We start from the raw sequence: 15,183 nt of genomic DNA, 5'->3' as shown, positions 1-15,183 counted from the left end.
ATATCAAAAAGAATATAAAATTTTTGATTGGATAATAAAAAAAATATAAACTATATTTATTTCCTTAATCCTATCCTCTTCATCTCTTTTTGAATGTCTATGTACTCCTGTGAGAATTTGTACTTCCTATGTCCATTTGATTGTCCCATAGATTCACAAACATTTTTTTATTTTCATTTTTACAACCTTGCCTTTTTATTTTTAGAAGTTATATAATTAATGTCAAAAAAATAAACGGGTACATTTCTAATCCTATTGTCTAGAACGTAGACTGTACAAATTCTTCCATTAATAATTGGTAGCCCAACCATCTTGTCTATCTCGTTTTCAAGCTTTAATCTTCCAATACCCCCTACGATGTCCAATATTCTTGGATGTTGTGAATAACAGGTATGACACGCAGAAATCTTTTAAAACTTCTTCCATAGATTTCATCAATCCTTCATGATGTTCTAGTATTGTATGTCAAACAAGTGCACAACTGTAGGGATATTGTACGATTGCAATCAAACCGAGAGGACTACAATTCAGATGCAGTTCGGATATATGAAGAGTGGTTATTATATTGAATATTTATGAAGCTTATCTTTCTTGCTCTTTTGAAACTTTTTTCTATTCATCAATAAAATTACTGACACCAGTTCTATTTTTGGAATATTTCCTCACATACCAGTGCACTTTTCTATCCAAAATTAAGAGAAAGTCCAGTTTAACTGGATTTCTTTTTTATTTTTTTATTATTTACTATTTTTAATTAAATTTATCTATCTACATTCAAAACTATTTTTATAATTTTAATATAAATTAAACTATTTTTAAAAAACGAATTAAAATTAATAGTGTTCAGTTAACAACCATCATTTTAATCAATCGTTTTTATAATTAAAATGTATGAAAAATTACAAGCTAAAATCAATTTTACAACCTAATATAAAAATTGATTTAAAACTCTTAAATTCCAATAAAAATAAAAAATTATAATTATTTAATAAAATAAACTATTTTTAACAAATTATAATCAAAAATAACTGCATATTATTTATTATATGAAAAACAAAGACTAATCCACAGAAATAATATGGAGTTAAAAATATGATAAGTGTATCTACAATCAAAAGTTATATGTTTTGTCCTTTGAAATTGTATTTCCAAAGCAATATTGATGAAGATGTGGAAGAGGATTATTTTATCTCAAAAACATTAAAGGATCTTAGAATAGACATACAAGACATTCTTCATAAAAACTTAAGACACATTAAGAAGGATATGGATGAGAATGAGATAGAAAAGAGACTTTCAATTGGAATAAGCAATCAGGTTAAAACAACATTTGAAATTATAGAAGAGATAAATGATAAAGAGGAAATAGATGAAAGCAATTTAAAAAAGGATGAGGATATAGAATTCATTGATGAAGAAAAGAAAGATGATGAGAACGATAATCTAAAGGAACTAAAAAAAGAACTAATCAATGAAATAAACCTAAATATCAAAATACTTTCTCTAAAAGTATCACAATCAATGAAGGTTCTTGATAAGGATGGAAGTGAAATCCAAAACCTGTTTTTCCCAATCAGCATGTATAACTATCTAATAAGAGATATCGGTTTAGATCTAATTGGAGTTATCGATAAGATTGAAGTAGAAAAGGGAAATTACTTCCCAATATCACTAAAATCATCAAATCCTCCAATAAATGGAGTTTGGGATGGTGATTTCATGGAAGCAATAGCTAATGCGCTTCTAATAGAACAGGAATTCAACACATATGTTACAGTGGCATACATTGATTACTTGAAAATAGCTGATCGAAGAGCTGTAATAATAGATACAGATGCAAGAAAAAGCTTTTTTAAAGTCTTGACCAGTGTGAACAAGATAGTTGAAAACGGTGAAATACCTACAGTAAAGACCAATTTAAAGAAATGTGAAAACTGTGAATATAAGGAACTATGTGACAATAGCTAAAAAATGGAATTAAATTAAAAAAGTAAAAAAAGAATTGTTTAAAAAAAATAAAAGAATTAAATTAAAACTGGGAAAAAGGGTACAATTAAGTAAACTGCAACTAAAACAATCACAGTTAAAATAACAATAGCTCCAAGAGGTACCTTTTTCCATGCGAGTCCACCTGCAATTACCGCTCCAATTAGACCTATGTACCATAAGTTAGGGTCTACAGTCAATACTCCCGGACAAATAAGTGCAGCAAGTGCAGTGTATGGAATCAGATTCAAGAATTTCTCGAATTTAGGAGAGAAATTCAATCTTTCCATAAAGATTGCTGGAATTACCCTTGGAATGAAGGTAACAAGTGCACAGAGAATAATGAGTAAAGTAATATTCATTGTTGTACCTCCTTATTACTGCAATTCTCATCAGCTGTCTTATAGGCATCCCCTAAAACAGTATCATCATCAACTATATACATTCCAATGAGAGCACCTAAAAGAATAGCTATAATCAATGACCAATTTCCAATGAAAAACTGCAATACAACATTTAAGATAGCGGTTATTACAACTAAAATAGCCAATTCCTTGCTTTCCTTAACTGCAGGAACCAATAGTGCCACAAATAAAGCATATAAGGAAATATTGAAACTGTTTGCAACAATTATAGGAAGCACATTCAAGACTATTACACCAATGATTGCTCCAAAAATCCAAGATATCCATGCAATTCCTGCAAGACCAATATAAGTCCATATTGAAGACTCTTCCATTAGCATGAACATTGCAAATGCTTCATCAACAGCAAGGTGTGATGAGGGTATTCTAACAGCAAGGGAAGCGTCATCAACCTTATTGTAAATGCATGTGTTCATTACAAAATATCTGAAATTAAGCACAAATGAAGTCAAGACAATATTGAAAAGAGTAGCTCCTTGAGCCAACATGGTCGCTATCATGATCTGTCCAGCACCTGCATAAATGAGCACAGACATTGAAACTGTCTCAAATGGGGTGAGACCTGCCTTAATAGCTAAAGCGGCATATCCGATTCCCATTGGAATGTATCCAAATGTGATTGGAATACCTAACCTTAAACCATGCATAAACTTTTCCTTTCTAGTAATTTAAAACACATCCATAAAATAAAATATAATAAAAAATAAGAATTCTGATAAAATATCAAAAATAAAAGTATAGAATAATATTAGTCAAATAGACTAATAAATCTTATGTTAGAGAAGAATAAGAAAAATAATTAGAACTTATTATTCTTTGCTAATCTTTTTACATCAAATACTGCAGTGCTTGCAACTGCCATAACTGCCATTACACCAGCTTGAATTGGATCTGTAACGATCAAATCAGCTTCATCTGTTACACTTCCAGGCATATTCAAAGTGATGACAATCAAGCCCTCATGCTTTTCCTTTAACTTTCTTACAGTTTCAGTGATCTTACCACCCATCAAGGATCCTGCAAGAACAAGCACACCAACACGAGGCAATCTGTTTACTGCATCTACTGCCTCTGCAATATTCTCTTCGCCAACTAAAGGAATAGTATCCACACTTATACGCTCTCCACGTATATTATGTCTATCTGCCTCTGTAATAGCTCCAACTGCAACTTGAGATACTTGAGCTCCGCCACCGAAAATAAGAACCCTTTTACCGAAAATGTCATTTAAGGAACCATGAATTTCAATATCTAAAATAAATTCCTTAGACTCTAAGTCTTCGATTAATTCATCGAGTTTCTCAACATGATCAAGCTCAAGATTCAATGTTCCCACATCATCATTTACATATAGATGAACATAGGATATATTGATTCCATGACTTGAAAGAATATCGGTTATCTCATCGAGAACTCCTTTCTCTTCTTTAGTTGTAATTGTTAAAGAAATACTATTCATAATATTACCTAATAATACTTAAAATATTCAATTATTTAAAGATTATCAAAAATCCAAAAAAGATTAATTGAAAATTGAATAATCAAGACATATTTTCAAAAATCTAAAAATGCTAAAAAGGTTAATTGGAGATAAAAATTTTTTTTAAAGACTTCTATTTATGAGGAAAATTATGAAGTTTATCCCCAATTAATCCAATTTAGCCTTTAACGCATCCAATTCAGCATGCGCTTTCTTATATAAATTTAAATAGCTGTCATGTTCGCTGACAGGAATAACCTTAAGACCTAACTTTTCATACTCTTCAATGTAAGATCCATCGAATACTGGAATCTCAAACTTGATCTCTTCTGGAGTCTCATTTACAATGATCAAATCCCTGTAAGGGAAATCATATTCCACAATGTATCCTCCAAGACTCATGATATGATAAGGTCTGATTACAAATTTCATATAAAATCACCACGTTAAAATTTAGAATAATGCAATGACCATAGCCAAAGCTCCAAGTGCAGAAGTCACCAATATTGTAGGATATAATTGCCTGTTGGTGAATATTGGAGAGAATGCACTGACGATTGCCATAATTACCGGAAGCAACAGTGATATGATAATGCATACAATGAATTTAAGTGAGAAGAGTTCCGGTGAAACACCTAAGAACAATACACAATACATTAAACCTAAAGTGAATATCAGGAATCCTCTAGTTAAGTAAACAAATGATCTGTATTTTGAAGCAAGTTCCATATATGGCCCTTCAATTACATCGGATTTAGCCTTGATGTAGGAGAATGGGTATTCATTCAATAGAATCATGTATCCAATAAAGAACACTACAGTTCCGATAATACCTGCTAAAGTGAATAGGAACGGTCCGTTAGCTTGCTGATAAGCTACAATGTCAGCTAAGTAAATGCTTTTGGATAATGCTGCAGGTATGAATAAGGCCAAATACAATGGGAATGAACCGAAAATAATCATCCTAAGGGATCTGTTTGAACTGATGTCTTCAATGGATGATACAAGCAATCCTTGTCTTTCAGCACCTTTTGCATGGTCTGGGAACCTTAAGTTAATGCTCATTACTGATTTGGATAAGGAACCCATTAAAACATAAGCGATTTCTTCAACTTTTAAGAATCCAACAATAGCTATTAAGCTAGCAAAAGCCATGAATTGATAATTCTCAGGCATCAATGCCAAGAATACTGCGAGCACTGCAATGAAACATAAGATAGGCATTGCCTTATATAATCCTGGTGCTGGAGAGTTAGGTTTTATGTTCTCCTTAAACAGGAACTTTATTGATGCCCATAGCCCAGGACTTGTAACTGGAGGCCCGATTCTTTGTTGAATCCTTGCTTGAACATATTTCCTTTCAATTCCAGGAATCAAAACACCTATGAACAAAGCTATGATAAGTGTTAGGATAACCTCTAAAATTGAAATAAGTGATATTTCATAAGCCATTTCTCTTTCCTCATAATAATTTTTAATTAACCGTTAAACGTAAATTTGAATAATTTAATTTTAAATGAATATTGGATATCAATTAGACCCAAATTATAATTAAATCTAATGAATATTGGATTTCAAAATTGATTTATCCAACTTGTTATTGTTTGTATCATAAACCTCTATTGCCCTATCAGAACAAGTAAAGCATGGGTCGCACTGTACAATACATAACTGACCATCAGTGATGTGGTTGTCAATGCATGCGTATTGCATAGCTCCAATATTACTCATTGAAGGAGTCCTAATTATAGAATGACGCACTCTTCCATCTTCAATTGCATAGGAGTGATACAATGTTCCCCTTGGAACTTCAATATAGCTTTCAATCAAGCCAGTGTCCACCATTTCCCAAGACCTGTCCGTGATCTTTCCTTCAGGCAAGTCCCTAATGGCTTGGCGAATGATCTTGATTGCTTCAAATATTTCAAAGACTCTCATAAGAAGCTGAGCTTTCACATCACAGGTATCTTGAGTGATAATGTCATAATCAAAGTTATCATACTCATACATGTCTGTTCTTAAGTCCCTTTTAACACCGGTAGCACGTAATGTAGGGCCGGTTACCGCTAACTTAAGAGCCTGTTCCTGTGGAATGTAACCTGTACCGGTAATCCTTGACAATACAATTGAATCATGAACGAATCTGTCAGCAAAATCTGCAACGTTCTTTTCAACCAAGTCCATTCCATCCAATATCCTGCGGATTCTATTGTCGTCCAATTCACATCTTGGCCTTACACCACCGATGATTGAACAGCCGTATTGGACACGGTTTCCTCCAATCATTCCCAAAAGTTCCATAATGGTTTCCCTAATGAAGAAAACTCTCATGGAGAATGTTTCATGAGCCAAGGTTTCGCAACCGTGACCTAAGTACAATAAGTGACTGTGCAATCTTTCAAGCTCTCCAACGATTACACGAATATAAACAGCTCTGTCAGGCACTTCAACTCCAAGACCTTTCTCAGCAGTTCTTACAGAGTTCCATGTATGTGCATTTGAACAGATACCACAAATCTTTTCTGTAAGCATATTTGCCTTTTCCACTGGAAGACCTTCCATAATACGCTCAATACCTCTGTGGTTTACACCAATTGTGATTTCCGCATCCTTAATGATTTCATCTTCTACGAAAAATCTAACCCTATAAGGTTCTAAAGCAGCAGGGTGAACTGTACCCATTTGAATCTCAGTTTCTATGATTTCCTGCTTTTTAGCTTTCTTTTCTTCCATTTCATCATCCCTTTAATGAATAAATAAAAATAATCTCTTAAATCCACCTATTAGTCCGCATTCAATAAATGCGGTAAAGATGCAACTACTCCTGCCAATACATCTTGAGGCCTTACAGCACATCCTGGAATCTTAGCATCAACAGGAATCACATTTTCAACAGGCCCTTCGATTTCCTCTGAAGGAATGTCTCCGTAACAATTCTTATAGACACCACCCATCACCGCACAAGCGCCTGCTGCAACAACAAGCTTTGGATTTGGAATGGCATTATAGATATCCTCCAATGGCTTTCTATTGTCATGAGTGACTGGTCCTGTTACAACAAGAATGTCCGCTTCACGAGGGTTCCATGTTAAAAAGACACCATATTGCTCTATATCAAATTTAGGAGATAAAACTGCATTTACAATTTCAATATCACAGCCATTGCATCCACCAGTATAAACAAGCATAATATGGATTGCTTTTGACCTTGAAAGTGTTTTAAGACTCATCTATTCACCTCCCTCATCTTCAGAAACTTTATCAATTTTAGCATCTGAAACCTCTTCATTCAATTCAGCGCTTCGTTGAACATCTTTCTCATACTTTTCATTAATGTTATCTTGAATGTCCTTTATCTTGGATACCTTATCAAGAGCTACACCGACATTTTCAATTTTCTCATCCTCTTGAACAATATTTTCAGAGAGTAATGACCTGTCGGACAAGTATTGTGCAATGAATGCAATCTTGTCATGGGATATCTTGATAGGTTCCTCTAACAATTCGCTTGTGTCAAGATTGATCTCACCGACATTACCGGGGTGAATGGTTCCTGCCTCTTCAAAGAATGAATAGATTGGACAGAAATCGTGACACCAATAGCAAACTACACATTTTAAAGGATCAAGTTCCGGAACTTCGGTTTTCACCCATCCTTCCTTAAGCTTTACAGGGTTTTGCAGAGGTTTCATTGTAACTGCACCGGTTGGACATACATTTGCACAACCTCCACAGCCGATACATGCTTCCTCATCCACCTTCTTGTCAGGCTCAACTGTTCCTGTCAAGATGGCATTACGGAGTTCCATGTCAGTCACTCTGTCTGCAGCAAAGAGAATTCTTTTGAAATTAGTGTAAGCTCCATTAAGCATAATCTTCAATACATCTTTCATAATTACCAAACTCCTAATTCACCCTTTCAAACTCTCTTTCGAAAATAAATGACTTAGATGGGCAGATATTCATACATGCTCCACAGTAAATACATTTATCGTCATCGACAACGAATTTAAGATTCTTGTTCTTTGTTCCGAGATTGACTTCATCGCTTGAAATTTCAACTGTATAAATAGCTTCCTCTGGACAAATGTCCTTGCATAATCCGCATTTTACACACAAGTTATCGTCAATGTAATTGAATCCTCCAGAGATTTCATACTTGACGCTTGTTGTTTTTGGAATTGCATCCTTAGGACAGTGAATTGCACAAGTTTCACACATGATACATTTATCCAAGTCAACATTGATTGCCCCTCTTTGAAGGGTTATAGCATCTTCTGGACAAAGTTCAGCACATATACCGCATGAAATGCAGTCATCACTGACTTCTCCATCCCAAGAGATTACTTGGAAGCTTCTTGCCTCTTCCTTACATTCATTTACACATTTTCCACAAGATACACAGTATCCAAAGAGTTTATTGTCTTCGCTTTCTGTTAATGATGAAACTGGACAGTTGTAAATCGCTTCAAGACGTTTAGCCTTATTCTCTTCAGTATCCTCATCAAGTGAAGGGTCATATCTCAATGCATTTTCATCCCTTATGAGTGCTGGACTGTCAAATGTCTCTTTACATAATCCGCAATTAAGGCAACTTACAATGCTTCCTTCAGCATTTGAATACAAGGTGTCGTCCTTAATGCTTCTTTTTATCTTAAAGTCATCAACACATAATGCATCATTGATACAGTTTTCAACACAGGCCAAGCACAAGGTACAAATGCTCTTATCGTACTCGCCATCTTTCAATGCACCGGTAGGACAGACATCTTCACATACCTTGCATCCTACACAGTATCCTTCATCCTGTATAATGACTTCAATTGATCTGGTAGGACAGTAGTAAGCACATCTTCCACATTTCACACATTTCTCGCTATCGGTGCTGATGCAAACCCTGTCAGCGGTCTTGTCGGATTTTACAGGAAGCTTCATGCTCTCAATCTTCTTGACTCCTGCACCGAATCCCACTGTGTTTGCAACCATTTTCAATGAATTGAGCAAGACTTTCTGCTTGTCTAGAACAAGGTTATCGGTATCCACTCTTGCCTTTTTAGTACAGACATCTTCACAAACACCACAACGTGAACAGATACCTTTAACTATTCCATCATCAAGATGAATGCTTTCTATAGGGCAAGTGAATTCACAAACACCACAACCATTACATTTTGCCCTATCTACCACATATCCTCCGTATTTGTTCTTGAATATAGCATGATTTGGACAAGCTTCGAAACAAGCACCACAACACATACAGCTAAAAGCCTTATTATCAACAAAGCGTATTGCTTCACTTGGACAATTTCTTATACAATCTCCTTGTCCATCACACTTATTAGTTGTTAAATACATGATTCTTCTCCTTAATAATAAGTAAGACCATTATTTCCAATTGAAAAATTGGAATAATCCCAAAATCTAATGATCTCCTTTCGCTCGTCCTCCTAGTAATGCACTGCCTATCAATACGCCAATGACTGCTCCCAAAAAGGTGGTTGCAATTGGCACATCATTATAAACAGGGAATTGTCCTAATCCATAAGACATTAAGAGAGCGCCAATTATAAGGGCTATAATTCCACTTGCTGTAAACTTAAAGCTATTGTCAAGATTCAAGTGAACCCTTGAACCTACAACAAATCCGAATATGATTGCAATGATAAGCGGTCCGATTACAATATTAGCGATACTCATTCCTCTTCCTCCGCTAATTTCTTAAATTGTGAAAATGCAATTACCACTGCGCTTAATCCTACAAGAACCTTGAGTCCAACTGCAATGTTCAAGTAAGGAACGATTCCTGCATGGGTCAAATCCGGATATGAGAATAATGCTGCAATAGCTTGAGGCACTTGTCCATAAAGGTTTCCACCTACATTGTAAAGGTATGAGCCAGTTAATGCAAGTCCTGCCAAACCAATCAATACATAAGCCAATGCACCGATTGACTCTAAAGTGGAAATGAACCTATGAGATAATTTCAATGGAGTGCCGTCTACACCATAAACAATGACACATAATATGATTGCCCCTGCAATCATAGCTCCACCTTGGAAACCACCACCAGGAGTGATGTGTCCTCCCAAAATGGTCATGATACCTAAAGCGATAATCACAATAGCTATTGGAAGAGTCATGATCTTCAATATAGGGCTGCTGTCATCCTTATTCCAATTTGGAGATTTTTTTCCTTCAGCCATCATTCATCATCTCCTTCATTAATATCAGAATTTATGTTCTTGTCTAAAATCTTTCCTTTACCGAATACAAGCAATACAACAAGCACTGCAGTAACAAGAATCAGTGATTCTCCTAAAGTATCAAAAGCTCTCCAATCGAATACGACCAGTGTGACCATGTTTGGAGCAAGCTGTGTTCCAATGGCATTGTAAACCAAACTTATTCCAGGTTGAATCAAGCTCTTGAATCCATATATTGCATCGAATAATGTAGATGCAAAAATGATTGCTGCCAATGCCATGATTAAAGATCTGAGACTAGTAATTTTATCAGACATATCTTAACCCCCAATAAATTACTGCAACTAAAATTCCAAGAACTATGACAACATAGAATGTCATTTTTTCCAAGGAATCTGATTGCTCGGATTTTATCTTTCCTGCAAGAGGCATATTTGTAAAGAATAAAACTGCAACTAAAAGCACTACAACAATTGAAGCGACTACGCTGACATGCCTTAGGACTAATGCTGCAAGAATCAATGAGACGAATATCAGGAATTCAGCAGCTATTGCTCCTGAAACATTGTCCATAGTTGTAGGGTCTTTTGACAAACTTGACTTAAGTCCTTTTATTGAATCTAGGAATTTTTGATATAAAGCCATTAGATCAATCCTCCTGCAAATGGAATGAATACATCAGTCACTATATTTGGGAAAATACCTAAAGCCAAACAGATTATAAGCAATACAGCTACAGAGAATACAGTAGCCTTTGGAATCTTCTCATGAGCAAACTTCAAGTCCTTTGGCTTAGGCTGCAAGTATACTGTATGGAAGGCCTTAACGAATGTGAAGAATATCACTACGCTTACAATGATTGCAAGAATTGCAAGTTCAGTGTATCCTGCATCCAATGCAGCTTGCACAAGCATCAATTTACTTTGGAAACCGTTGAATGGCGGAACACCTGCTAAAGCGAATCCTCCAAGCAAGACCATTATTGCCATTTTTGAATCAACTGCAATCAATCCACCTAACTTTCTTGTATCGGATGTTTTTGTAAGGTAGTACACGGTACCGAATCCGATAAATAACAATGCAGTTATGACAATTTCATTTGCTGCCTGGAACAATGCCGCTGCAATTGAATATTGTGTTCCTATACCGAAACCTAATGCAATGAAACCAAGTTCCCCTACTGCCAGGAATGCTATCATTCTTCTAAAGTCTACCTCCATTGCAGACATTGCAATGCTTAAAGCCATTGCAAGAATAGCAAATACGATTATTGCTGTGTTGAAGTAAGGGACATATGCGAATATCTTATACATTGCAATTCCAAATGCAAGCATGCACAAAACTGAAAATCCTTGCAATATTGCAGACCCGTTAGGTCTTGCTTTTGAGTAAACAGCTGATTTTATAGTGTGGAATGGAGGCAATCCTGCTGAATATAGCCATCCAAACAATATCAAGGCAAAACCGATAACTAAACTTGGAGCATAAGGGTTTACATAGTTGTTGCTTATTGCAAAGACAATATCGTTGATGTTCACTGAACCTATTGTTCCAAGAATGAATCCAATACCTAACAATAGAATTGGTCCGCCTATTGCACCTAAAATAAGGTATTTCAAAGCGATTTCATAATTATCTTCAGTGCTTGAAGCTATAATGATACCCACTTGGGTTAAAGCTGTAATTTCGAAGAAAACATACATATTGAAAATATCATTTGAAAGCATCAATGCAGTTACAGATGCTATACCCATAAAGATAAGGTATAAGTAAGGGCCAGACACTTCCTTTTTCTCAGCGAAGTATGTCAATACTGCCAAGAATGCAACGATGCCCATTAGGAATATGAATATCCTTTCAATATTTTCAAAGACATAAACAATACCTGTATTGTAGCTTGCTACAAGAGTGCCCATCAAGTTTGATGGAAGTGAACTTGCAAGAAGCGCTGGGTCGTGACCTCCGAAGTATTGGATGCCGACAGCTGCAATGATTGCAATTACAGGAATTGCAATAGCCACTACAATTGAAATGGCTTTTACAGTTTTGTCCTTTCCACCAAATATGTTAACGATTAAAGCAGCTAATATTGGAATGACAACCATTAAAGGAATCAGGTAATTCATTTTTCATCCCCCATCATTTCAGATACGCTTAAGGTTCCATGCTTTCTGTATAAAACCATAGCTAAAGCCAACATCACTGCTAAAGTACTTGCACCAATTACAATACTTGTAAGAACTAATGCTTGAGGCAAAGGATATGCTGCATTTGCTGCAAACCAGTCTGCAGTCATGCCTGGCAAGAAGATAGGCACGACTCCGCCTGCTTTAAATCCTAAGCAGATTAGGAATAGGTTTACACCTTCCTCAATGAAAGCAATACCAATAATCTTTTTGATTAGATTATCGATGAAGATTGCTGCAAATAGTCCAATAATTATAAATGCACCAGAAGCGAATAAAGAAGCCAATTGAATATCCATCATAACTATGCCTCCTCACCTTTGGTTTTTAAAACAGCCAATGCGATAAATACCGGCACAATAGCCCCTTCCACAATAGCTTGGGTTAAAGCTACATCAGGAGCAAGCAAAATCTGGAATAAGAACGCTACACAGAATCCAGAAATGCCAGTTAAAATAGCTGCCTTAAGCAAGTCATTTTGTAAAAGTGCGATAATAGCGCTTACAACTGCAACAAAAATCACTATATATTCAATCATTGCCATCATCCTCACTTTTTTCATCTAAATTCTCATCAATACTTGAATCATCACTCATATCCAAATTATCTTCAAGAATCACTTCATTAATCAAATCACTTTCATCTTCATAATCTTCCTCTTTTGAAGCTTCTTCAAGATTTGGATTGAGTACTGGATTATTAAGAGTATCTTCACTATGGAAATAAGCATTAGCTAATGCATGAGCCAATAATGGCGCTAGGAATAAATAAATAAGGGCAAATAAAGGTTGGCCTAAAGCAAGGAATGCAATTATTCCTGCAATATCAACAATACCTAAAATATGAATTCTAGCGTAGACTACATTATCTAAGTTTCTATCAATTCTTAAAACACCTACTACTGCAATCAATATCAAAAGTGCAGAAATGACAAGCAAGATTGATTGAATCATATTGATTATACCAGGATCAATTCCAAACATCATTTATGCCCTCCTCATAACTGCTGCATAAGCTATTGTTCCAACAATGCCTAATAGAAGCAATGCTAGAGCAATATCCTTGAAAAATCCGATATTAAATATTGTACCGACTGTTATAAGTAGCAAAGTAAGTGCTAAAGTGAATGAAGAAGTACCTATAAGTCCCATAGAGATAGATTTATATGTAATAATCCTCAATGTTGCAATTAGAAATACAATCAATGCAACCATTAAAAAACACTCAGAAATCAATAAAATATCCATTATCATCACATTCTATGATTATAAATTTACACAATAAACATAAGTTGAAAATTAAATCGCTTATTATCAATTTTATCATTTTAGAAATTAGAATTAATTATAAAAATGATTTTTAGAAATTATTCTAGCATTCCCTTGATATAAGGTTCAAAAGGAATGATGTCCTTAACGTCTCTTGGAGCAATAACTGCAACCTTTATGACTTGATTTTCACTATCCAAGTCTACAGACAATGTTCCCGGAGTCAAGGTAATGCTGTTGGCCAAAATTGTTTGGGATATTGGTCTTTTAAGTTCAGTATCAATATCAATCACAATAGGCTCAAATCCATCAGTTTTGAAGACTCTTAAAGCCATATCTATTGTAGATTTGATAATCTCTAAAATAAGAACCACTAAATAAGCAATCGCATAATAAATTCTACTTAAAAACATTAAAATAACCCCATAATGTTTTAAATTATAATAATATTTACAATAAGTCAAAAATTTGTCGAAATTAGTTAAAATTTTTTAACAAATCATAACAAATCATGATAAATTATCATAAATATTCATGACACTTTTATGACAAAATCCTGCGCAGAAAAATATGCAATAAAAGCACCATATAAATTATATATAATGATAGTAAAAAAATTAATTTTTTTATTATATTATAAATACTATTATTTATCATGATTATTTATTATAAATCTTTTTATAATTTTCATGAAAATTTACTGCTAAACAGAAATAGTAATACTAAGTATAAAAAAAATATTAAAAAATAAGTGAAACTTGATGGGGGATTTTTTAAAAAAATCAATGAAAAACACCTAAAAAATTAAGGTAAAACAATAGCTTGTTAGGAAACAATGAAATAAACATTCCCATTAAAATCAAAAACAATAAAACACCTAATTTCTTGTGGTATTCCTTATCTTTAAATGGGCTGAATGCCTTCACCCCAGAAGGGGTGAAAGAGTCCAATACAATATGACTGCATAAACCGAAAAATATTGAAAATGCAAGCAATGTCAAATTGATCTTCAATGGAGGAATGAATCCCATATTTACTGCCACCACCAAAACGGCAATAGCCACTAGAAATACAGGAGACAGTCTTTTATTAAGAAACAGCAATGCCAATGCAATTATCAATATCAATAAAATCATAAGGTTTCTTGAATTGTTGAAGTCCAAATCATAGGAAGACAATCCCATTCCAAAAAAGAGAAACAGTGATAGGAAAACAGTGATGAGAAATGCACCTAAAATAGAATGGGTAAATCCTCTATGGCTTGAAACCAGAAATATGCCTCCAAGCAAAATGATCACAAGGCCCAAATAATAAGGCAATCCCAGAAAATACAAAAAACATAAAACCAATGCTCCAAGAGCTATGATTGTGATGACATGGTTTCTTTTGAACTCATGGTCAAAGTCGGGAATATTTGCTGAGATTACCGCTAATGCAATAGCCAAAGGATCATAAAACATGAATAGAGAAAGAATAAATGCAAATATCGTATGGCCTTTATAAGAGGAAATACTAACACATCCTATTTAATTAACATACTCTATAACACTCCATGCAAGTATGTTTATTGAATATTTGATTTTAAGCTAATATAAACTAAATGAGAGCATTTGAGAAGTAATAATTATAGAAATA

21 protein-coding genes are annotated in these 15,183 nt (G+C 34.4%); 1 reads left to right on the top strand and 20 read right to left on the bottom strand.

Annotated features, from left to right (window positions below):
• Positions 1–1,092 precede the first annotated feature (1,092 nt).
• Complete coding sequence (locus Q0409_RS08430; protein ID WP_298537016.1) at positions 1,093–1,968, top strand: Dna2/Cas4 domain-containing protein; 876 nt, start codon at positions 1,093–1,095, stop codon at positions 1,966–1,968.
• A 56-nt stretch (positions 1,969–2,024) separates the two neighbouring features.
• Here the strand turns inward: Q0409_RS08430 and Q0409_RS08425 are convergent, their stop codons facing one another.
• The 20 genes from Q0409_RS08425 to Q0409_RS08330 form a co-directional block, all read right to left on the bottom strand.
• The gene (locus Q0409_RS08425) at positions 2,025–2,348 is read right to left on the bottom strand and encodes an AzlD domain-containing protein (protein ID WP_295605946.1); all 324 of its coding nucleotides are present in this window, start codon (positions 2,346–2,348) and stop codon (positions 2,025–2,027) included.
• Positions 2,345–3,058 carry an AzlC family ABC transporter permease gene (locus Q0409_RS08420; protein WP_298537013.1) on the bottom strand — a complete coding sequence of 238 codons (714 nt, stop codon included), beginning with the start codon at positions 3,056–3,058 and terminating at the stop codon, positions 2,345–2,347. Before Q0409_RS08420 ends, Q0409_RS08425 begins: the two co-directional genes overlap by 4 nt.
• 152 nt (positions 3,059–3,210) lie before the next feature.
• The gene (locus Q0409_RS08415; protein ID WP_298537009.1) at positions 3,211–3,870 is read right to left on the bottom strand and encodes a DUF5612 domain-containing protein; all 660 of its coding nucleotides are present in this window, start codon (positions 3,868–3,870) and stop codon (positions 3,211–3,213) included.
• A 189-nt stretch (positions 3,871–4,059) separates the two neighbouring features.
• Positions 4,060–4,323 carry an energy-converting hydrogenase B subunit EhbP gene (gene ehbP / locus Q0409_RS08410; RefSeq protein ID WP_298537006.1) on the bottom strand — a complete coding sequence of 88 codons (264 nt, stop codon included), beginning with the start codon at positions 4,321–4,323 and terminating at the stop codon, positions 4,060–4,062.
• 21 nt (positions 4,324–4,344) lie between these two features.
• On the bottom strand, positions 4,345–5,343 hold the full coding sequence (locus tag Q0409_RS08405) for a respiratory chain complex I subunit 1 family protein (protein WP_298537003.1): 999 nt from the start codon (positions 5,341–5,343) through the stop codon (positions 4,345–4,347).
• Between the two features lie 105 nt (positions 5,344–5,448).
• Positions 5,449–6,624: a nickel-dependent hydrogenase large subunit gene (locus Q0409_RS08400; RefSeq protein ID WP_298537000.1), complete on the bottom strand. Its 1,176-nt coding sequence runs from the start codon at positions 6,622–6,624 to the stop codon at positions 5,449–5,451.
• A 50-nt stretch (positions 6,625–6,674) separates the two neighbouring features.
• The gene (locus Q0409_RS08395) at positions 6,675–7,121 is read right to left on the bottom strand and encodes an NADH-quinone oxidoreductase subunit B family protein (protein ID WP_292786582.1); all 447 of its coding nucleotides are present in this window, start codon (positions 7,119–7,121) and stop codon (positions 6,675–6,677) included.
• Positions 7,122–7,784 (bottom strand): 4Fe-4S binding protein, encoded by a 663-nt coding sequence (locus tag Q0409_RS08390; RefSeq protein ID WP_298537202.1) that lies wholly within the window; start codon positions 7,782–7,784, stop codon positions 7,122–7,124.
• Positions 7,785–7,797: 13 nt separating this feature from the next.
• Positions 7,798–9,246 carry a 4Fe-4S binding protein gene (locus tag Q0409_RS08385; RefSeq protein ID WP_298536996.1) on the bottom strand — a complete coding sequence of 483 codons (1,449 nt, stop codon included), beginning with the start codon at positions 9,244–9,246 and terminating at the stop codon, positions 7,798–7,800.
• A gap of 66 nt (positions 9,247–9,312) precedes the next feature.
• The gene (locus Q0409_RS08380) at positions 9,313–9,588 is read right to left on the bottom strand and encodes an energy-converting hydrogenase B subunit J (RefSeq protein WP_298536994.1); all 276 of its coding nucleotides are present in this window, start codon (positions 9,586–9,588) and stop codon (positions 9,313–9,315) included.
• Complete coding sequence (locus Q0409_RS08375) at positions 9,585–10,094, bottom strand: MnhB domain-containing protein (protein ID WP_298536991.1); 510 nt, start codon at positions 10,092–10,094, stop codon at positions 9,585–9,587. Before Q0409_RS08375 ends, Q0409_RS08380 begins: the two co-directional genes overlap by 4 nt.
• A complete protein-coding gene (locus tag Q0409_RS08370) occupies positions 10,094–10,411 on the bottom strand; it encodes an EhbH (protein WP_298536988.1) in 318 nt (105 codons plus the stop codon). The genes Q0409_RS08375 and Q0409_RS08370 overlap by 1 nt, the downstream gene beginning before the upstream one ends.
• Positions 10,404–10,739 carry an energy-converting hydrogenase B subunit G EhbG gene (locus tag Q0409_RS08365; RefSeq protein ID WP_298536985.1) on the bottom strand — a complete coding sequence of 112 codons (336 nt, stop codon included), beginning with the start codon at positions 10,737–10,739 and terminating at the stop codon, positions 10,404–10,406. The genes Q0409_RS08370 and Q0409_RS08365 overlap by 8 nt, the downstream gene beginning before the upstream one ends.
• Positions 10,739–12,220, bottom strand: a complete 1,482-nt coding sequence (gene ehbF, locus Q0409_RS08360; RefSeq protein ID WP_298536982.1) for an energy conserving hydrogenase EhbF — start codon at positions 12,218–12,220, stop codon at positions 10,739–10,741. The genes Q0409_RS08365 and ehbF overlap by 1 nt, the downstream gene beginning before the upstream one ends.
• Entirely contained in the window at positions 12,217–12,582 is a 366-nt protein-coding gene (locus tag Q0409_RS08355) for a cation:proton antiporter subunit C (protein WP_298536979.1), read from the bottom strand. Before Q0409_RS08355 ends, ehbF begins: the two co-directional genes overlap by 4 nt.
• Before the next feature lie 2 nt (positions 12,583–12,584).
• Entirely contained in the window at positions 12,585–12,827 is a 243-nt protein-coding gene (locus Q0409_RS08350) for a DUF4040 domain-containing protein (RefSeq protein WP_298537201.1), read from the bottom strand.
• Complete coding sequence (locus Q0409_RS08345; RefSeq protein ID WP_298536976.1) at positions 12,811–13,266, bottom strand: cation:proton antiporter; 456 nt, start codon at positions 13,264–13,266, stop codon at positions 12,811–12,813. Before Q0409_RS08345 ends, Q0409_RS08350 begins: the two co-directional genes overlap by 17 nt.
• On the bottom strand, positions 13,267–13,494 hold the full coding sequence (locus tag Q0409_RS08340; protein WP_366940107.1) for a monovalent cation/H+ antiporter complex subunit F: 228 nt from the start codon (positions 13,492–13,494) through the stop codon (positions 13,267–13,269).
• 152 nt (positions 13,495–13,646) lie between these two features.
• A complete protein-coding gene (locus Q0409_RS08335) occupies positions 13,647–13,961 on the bottom strand; it encodes a Na+/H+ antiporter subunit E (RefSeq protein ID WP_292786605.1) in 315 nt (104 codons plus the stop codon).
• A 369-nt stretch (positions 13,962–14,330) separates the two neighbouring features.
• Entirely contained in the window at positions 14,331–15,008 is a 678-nt protein-coding gene (locus tag Q0409_RS08330) for a metal-dependent hydrolase (RefSeq protein WP_366940106.1), read from the bottom strand.
• Positions 15,009–15,183: the final 175 nt, after the last annotated feature.

The sequence above is a fragment of the uncultured Methanobrevibacter sp. genome, from assembly GCF_937898925.1.
In the GTDB taxonomy this organism is placed as follows: Archaea; Methanobacteriota; Methanobacteria; order Methanobacteriales; family Methanobacteriaceae; genus Methanobrevibacter.
Note: the sequence above shows the minus strand (reverse complement) of the source record. Positions and strands in the feature narration are given on the sequence as shown.

What these genes read in the sequence shown, in the direction of transcription:
- Q0409_RS08430 (WP_298537016.1), top strand. Translation starts at nt 1,093, where the DNA reads ATGATAAGTGTATCTACAATCAAAAGTTATATGTTTTGTCCTTTGAAA.
- Q0409_RS08425 (WP_295605946.1), bottom strand. Translation starts at nt 2,348, where the DNA reads ATGAATATTACTTTACTCATTATTCTCTGTGCACTTGTTACCTTCATT.
- Q0409_RS08420 (WP_298537013.1), bottom strand. Translation starts at nt 3,058, where the DNA reads ATGCATGGTTTAAGGTTAGGTATTCCAATCACATTTGGATACATTCCA.
- Q0409_RS08415 (WP_298537009.1), bottom strand. Translation starts at nt 3,870, where the DNA reads ATGAATAGTATTTCTTTAACAATTACAACTAAAGAAGAGAAAGGAGTT.
- ehbP (WP_298537006.1), bottom strand. Translation starts at nt 4,323, where the DNA reads ATGAAATTTGTAATCAGACCTTATCATATCATGAGTCTTGGAGGATAC.
- Q0409_RS08405 (WP_298537003.1), bottom strand. Translation starts at nt 5,343, where the DNA reads ATGGCTTATGAAATATCACTTATTTCAATTTTAGAGGTTATCCTAACA.
- Q0409_RS08400 (WP_298537000.1), bottom strand. Translation starts at nt 6,624, where the DNA reads ATGGAAGAAAAGAAAGCTAAAAAGCAGGAAATCATAGAAACTGAGATT.
- Q0409_RS08395 (WP_292786582.1), bottom strand. Translation starts at nt 7,121, where the DNA reads ATGAGTCTTAAAACACTTTCAAGGTCAAAAGCAATCCATATTATGCTT.
- Q0409_RS08390 (WP_298537202.1), bottom strand. Translation starts at nt 7,784, where the DNA reads ATGAAAGATGTATTGAAGATTATGCTTAATGGAGCTTACACTAATTTC.
- Q0409_RS08385 (WP_298536996.1), bottom strand. Translation starts at nt 9,246, where the DNA reads ATGTATTTAACAACTAATAAGTGTGATGGACAAGGAGATTGTATAAGA.
- Q0409_RS08380 (WP_298536994.1), bottom strand. Translation starts at nt 9,588, where the DNA reads ATGAGTATCGCTAATATTGTAATCGGACCGCTTATCATTGCAATCATA.
- Q0409_RS08375 (WP_298536991.1), bottom strand. Translation starts at nt 10,094, where the DNA reads ATGGCTGAAGGAAAAAAATCTCCAAATTGGAATAAGGATGACAGCAGC.
- Q0409_RS08370 (WP_298536988.1), bottom strand. Translation starts at nt 10,411, where the DNA reads ATGTCTGATAAAATTACTAGTCTCAGATCTTTAATCATGGCATTGGCA.
- Q0409_RS08365 (WP_298536985.1), bottom strand. Translation starts at nt 10,739, where the DNA reads ATGGCTTTATATCAAAAATTCCTAGATTCAATAAAAGGACTTAAGTCA.
- ehbF (WP_298536982.1), bottom strand. Translation starts at nt 12,220, where the DNA reads ATGAATTACCTGATTCCTTTAATGGTTGTCATTCCAATATTAGCTGCT.
- Q0409_RS08355 (WP_298536979.1), bottom strand. Translation starts at nt 12,582, where the DNA reads ATGATGGATATTCAATTGGCTTCTTTATTCGCTTCTGGTGCATTTATA.
- Q0409_RS08350 (WP_298537201.1), bottom strand. Translation starts at nt 12,827, where the DNA reads ATGATGGCAATGATTGAATATATAGTGATTTTTGTTGCAGTTGTAAGC.
- Q0409_RS08345 (WP_298536976.1), bottom strand. Translation starts at nt 13,266, where the DNA reads ATGATGTTTGGAATTGATCCTGGTATAATCAATATGATTCAATCAATC.
- Q0409_RS08340 (WP_366940107.1), bottom strand. Translation starts at nt 13,494, where the DNA reads ATGGTTGCATTGATTGTATTTCTAATTGCAACATTGAGGATTATTACA.
- Q0409_RS08335 (WP_292786605.1), bottom strand. Translation starts at nt 13,961, where the DNA reads ATGTTTTTAAGTAGAATTTATTATGCGATTGCTTATTTAGTGGTTCTT.
- Q0409_RS08330 (WP_366940106.1), bottom strand. Translation starts at nt 15,008, where the DNA reads ATGTTTTATGATCCTTTGGCTATTGCATTAGCGGTAATCTCAGCAAAT.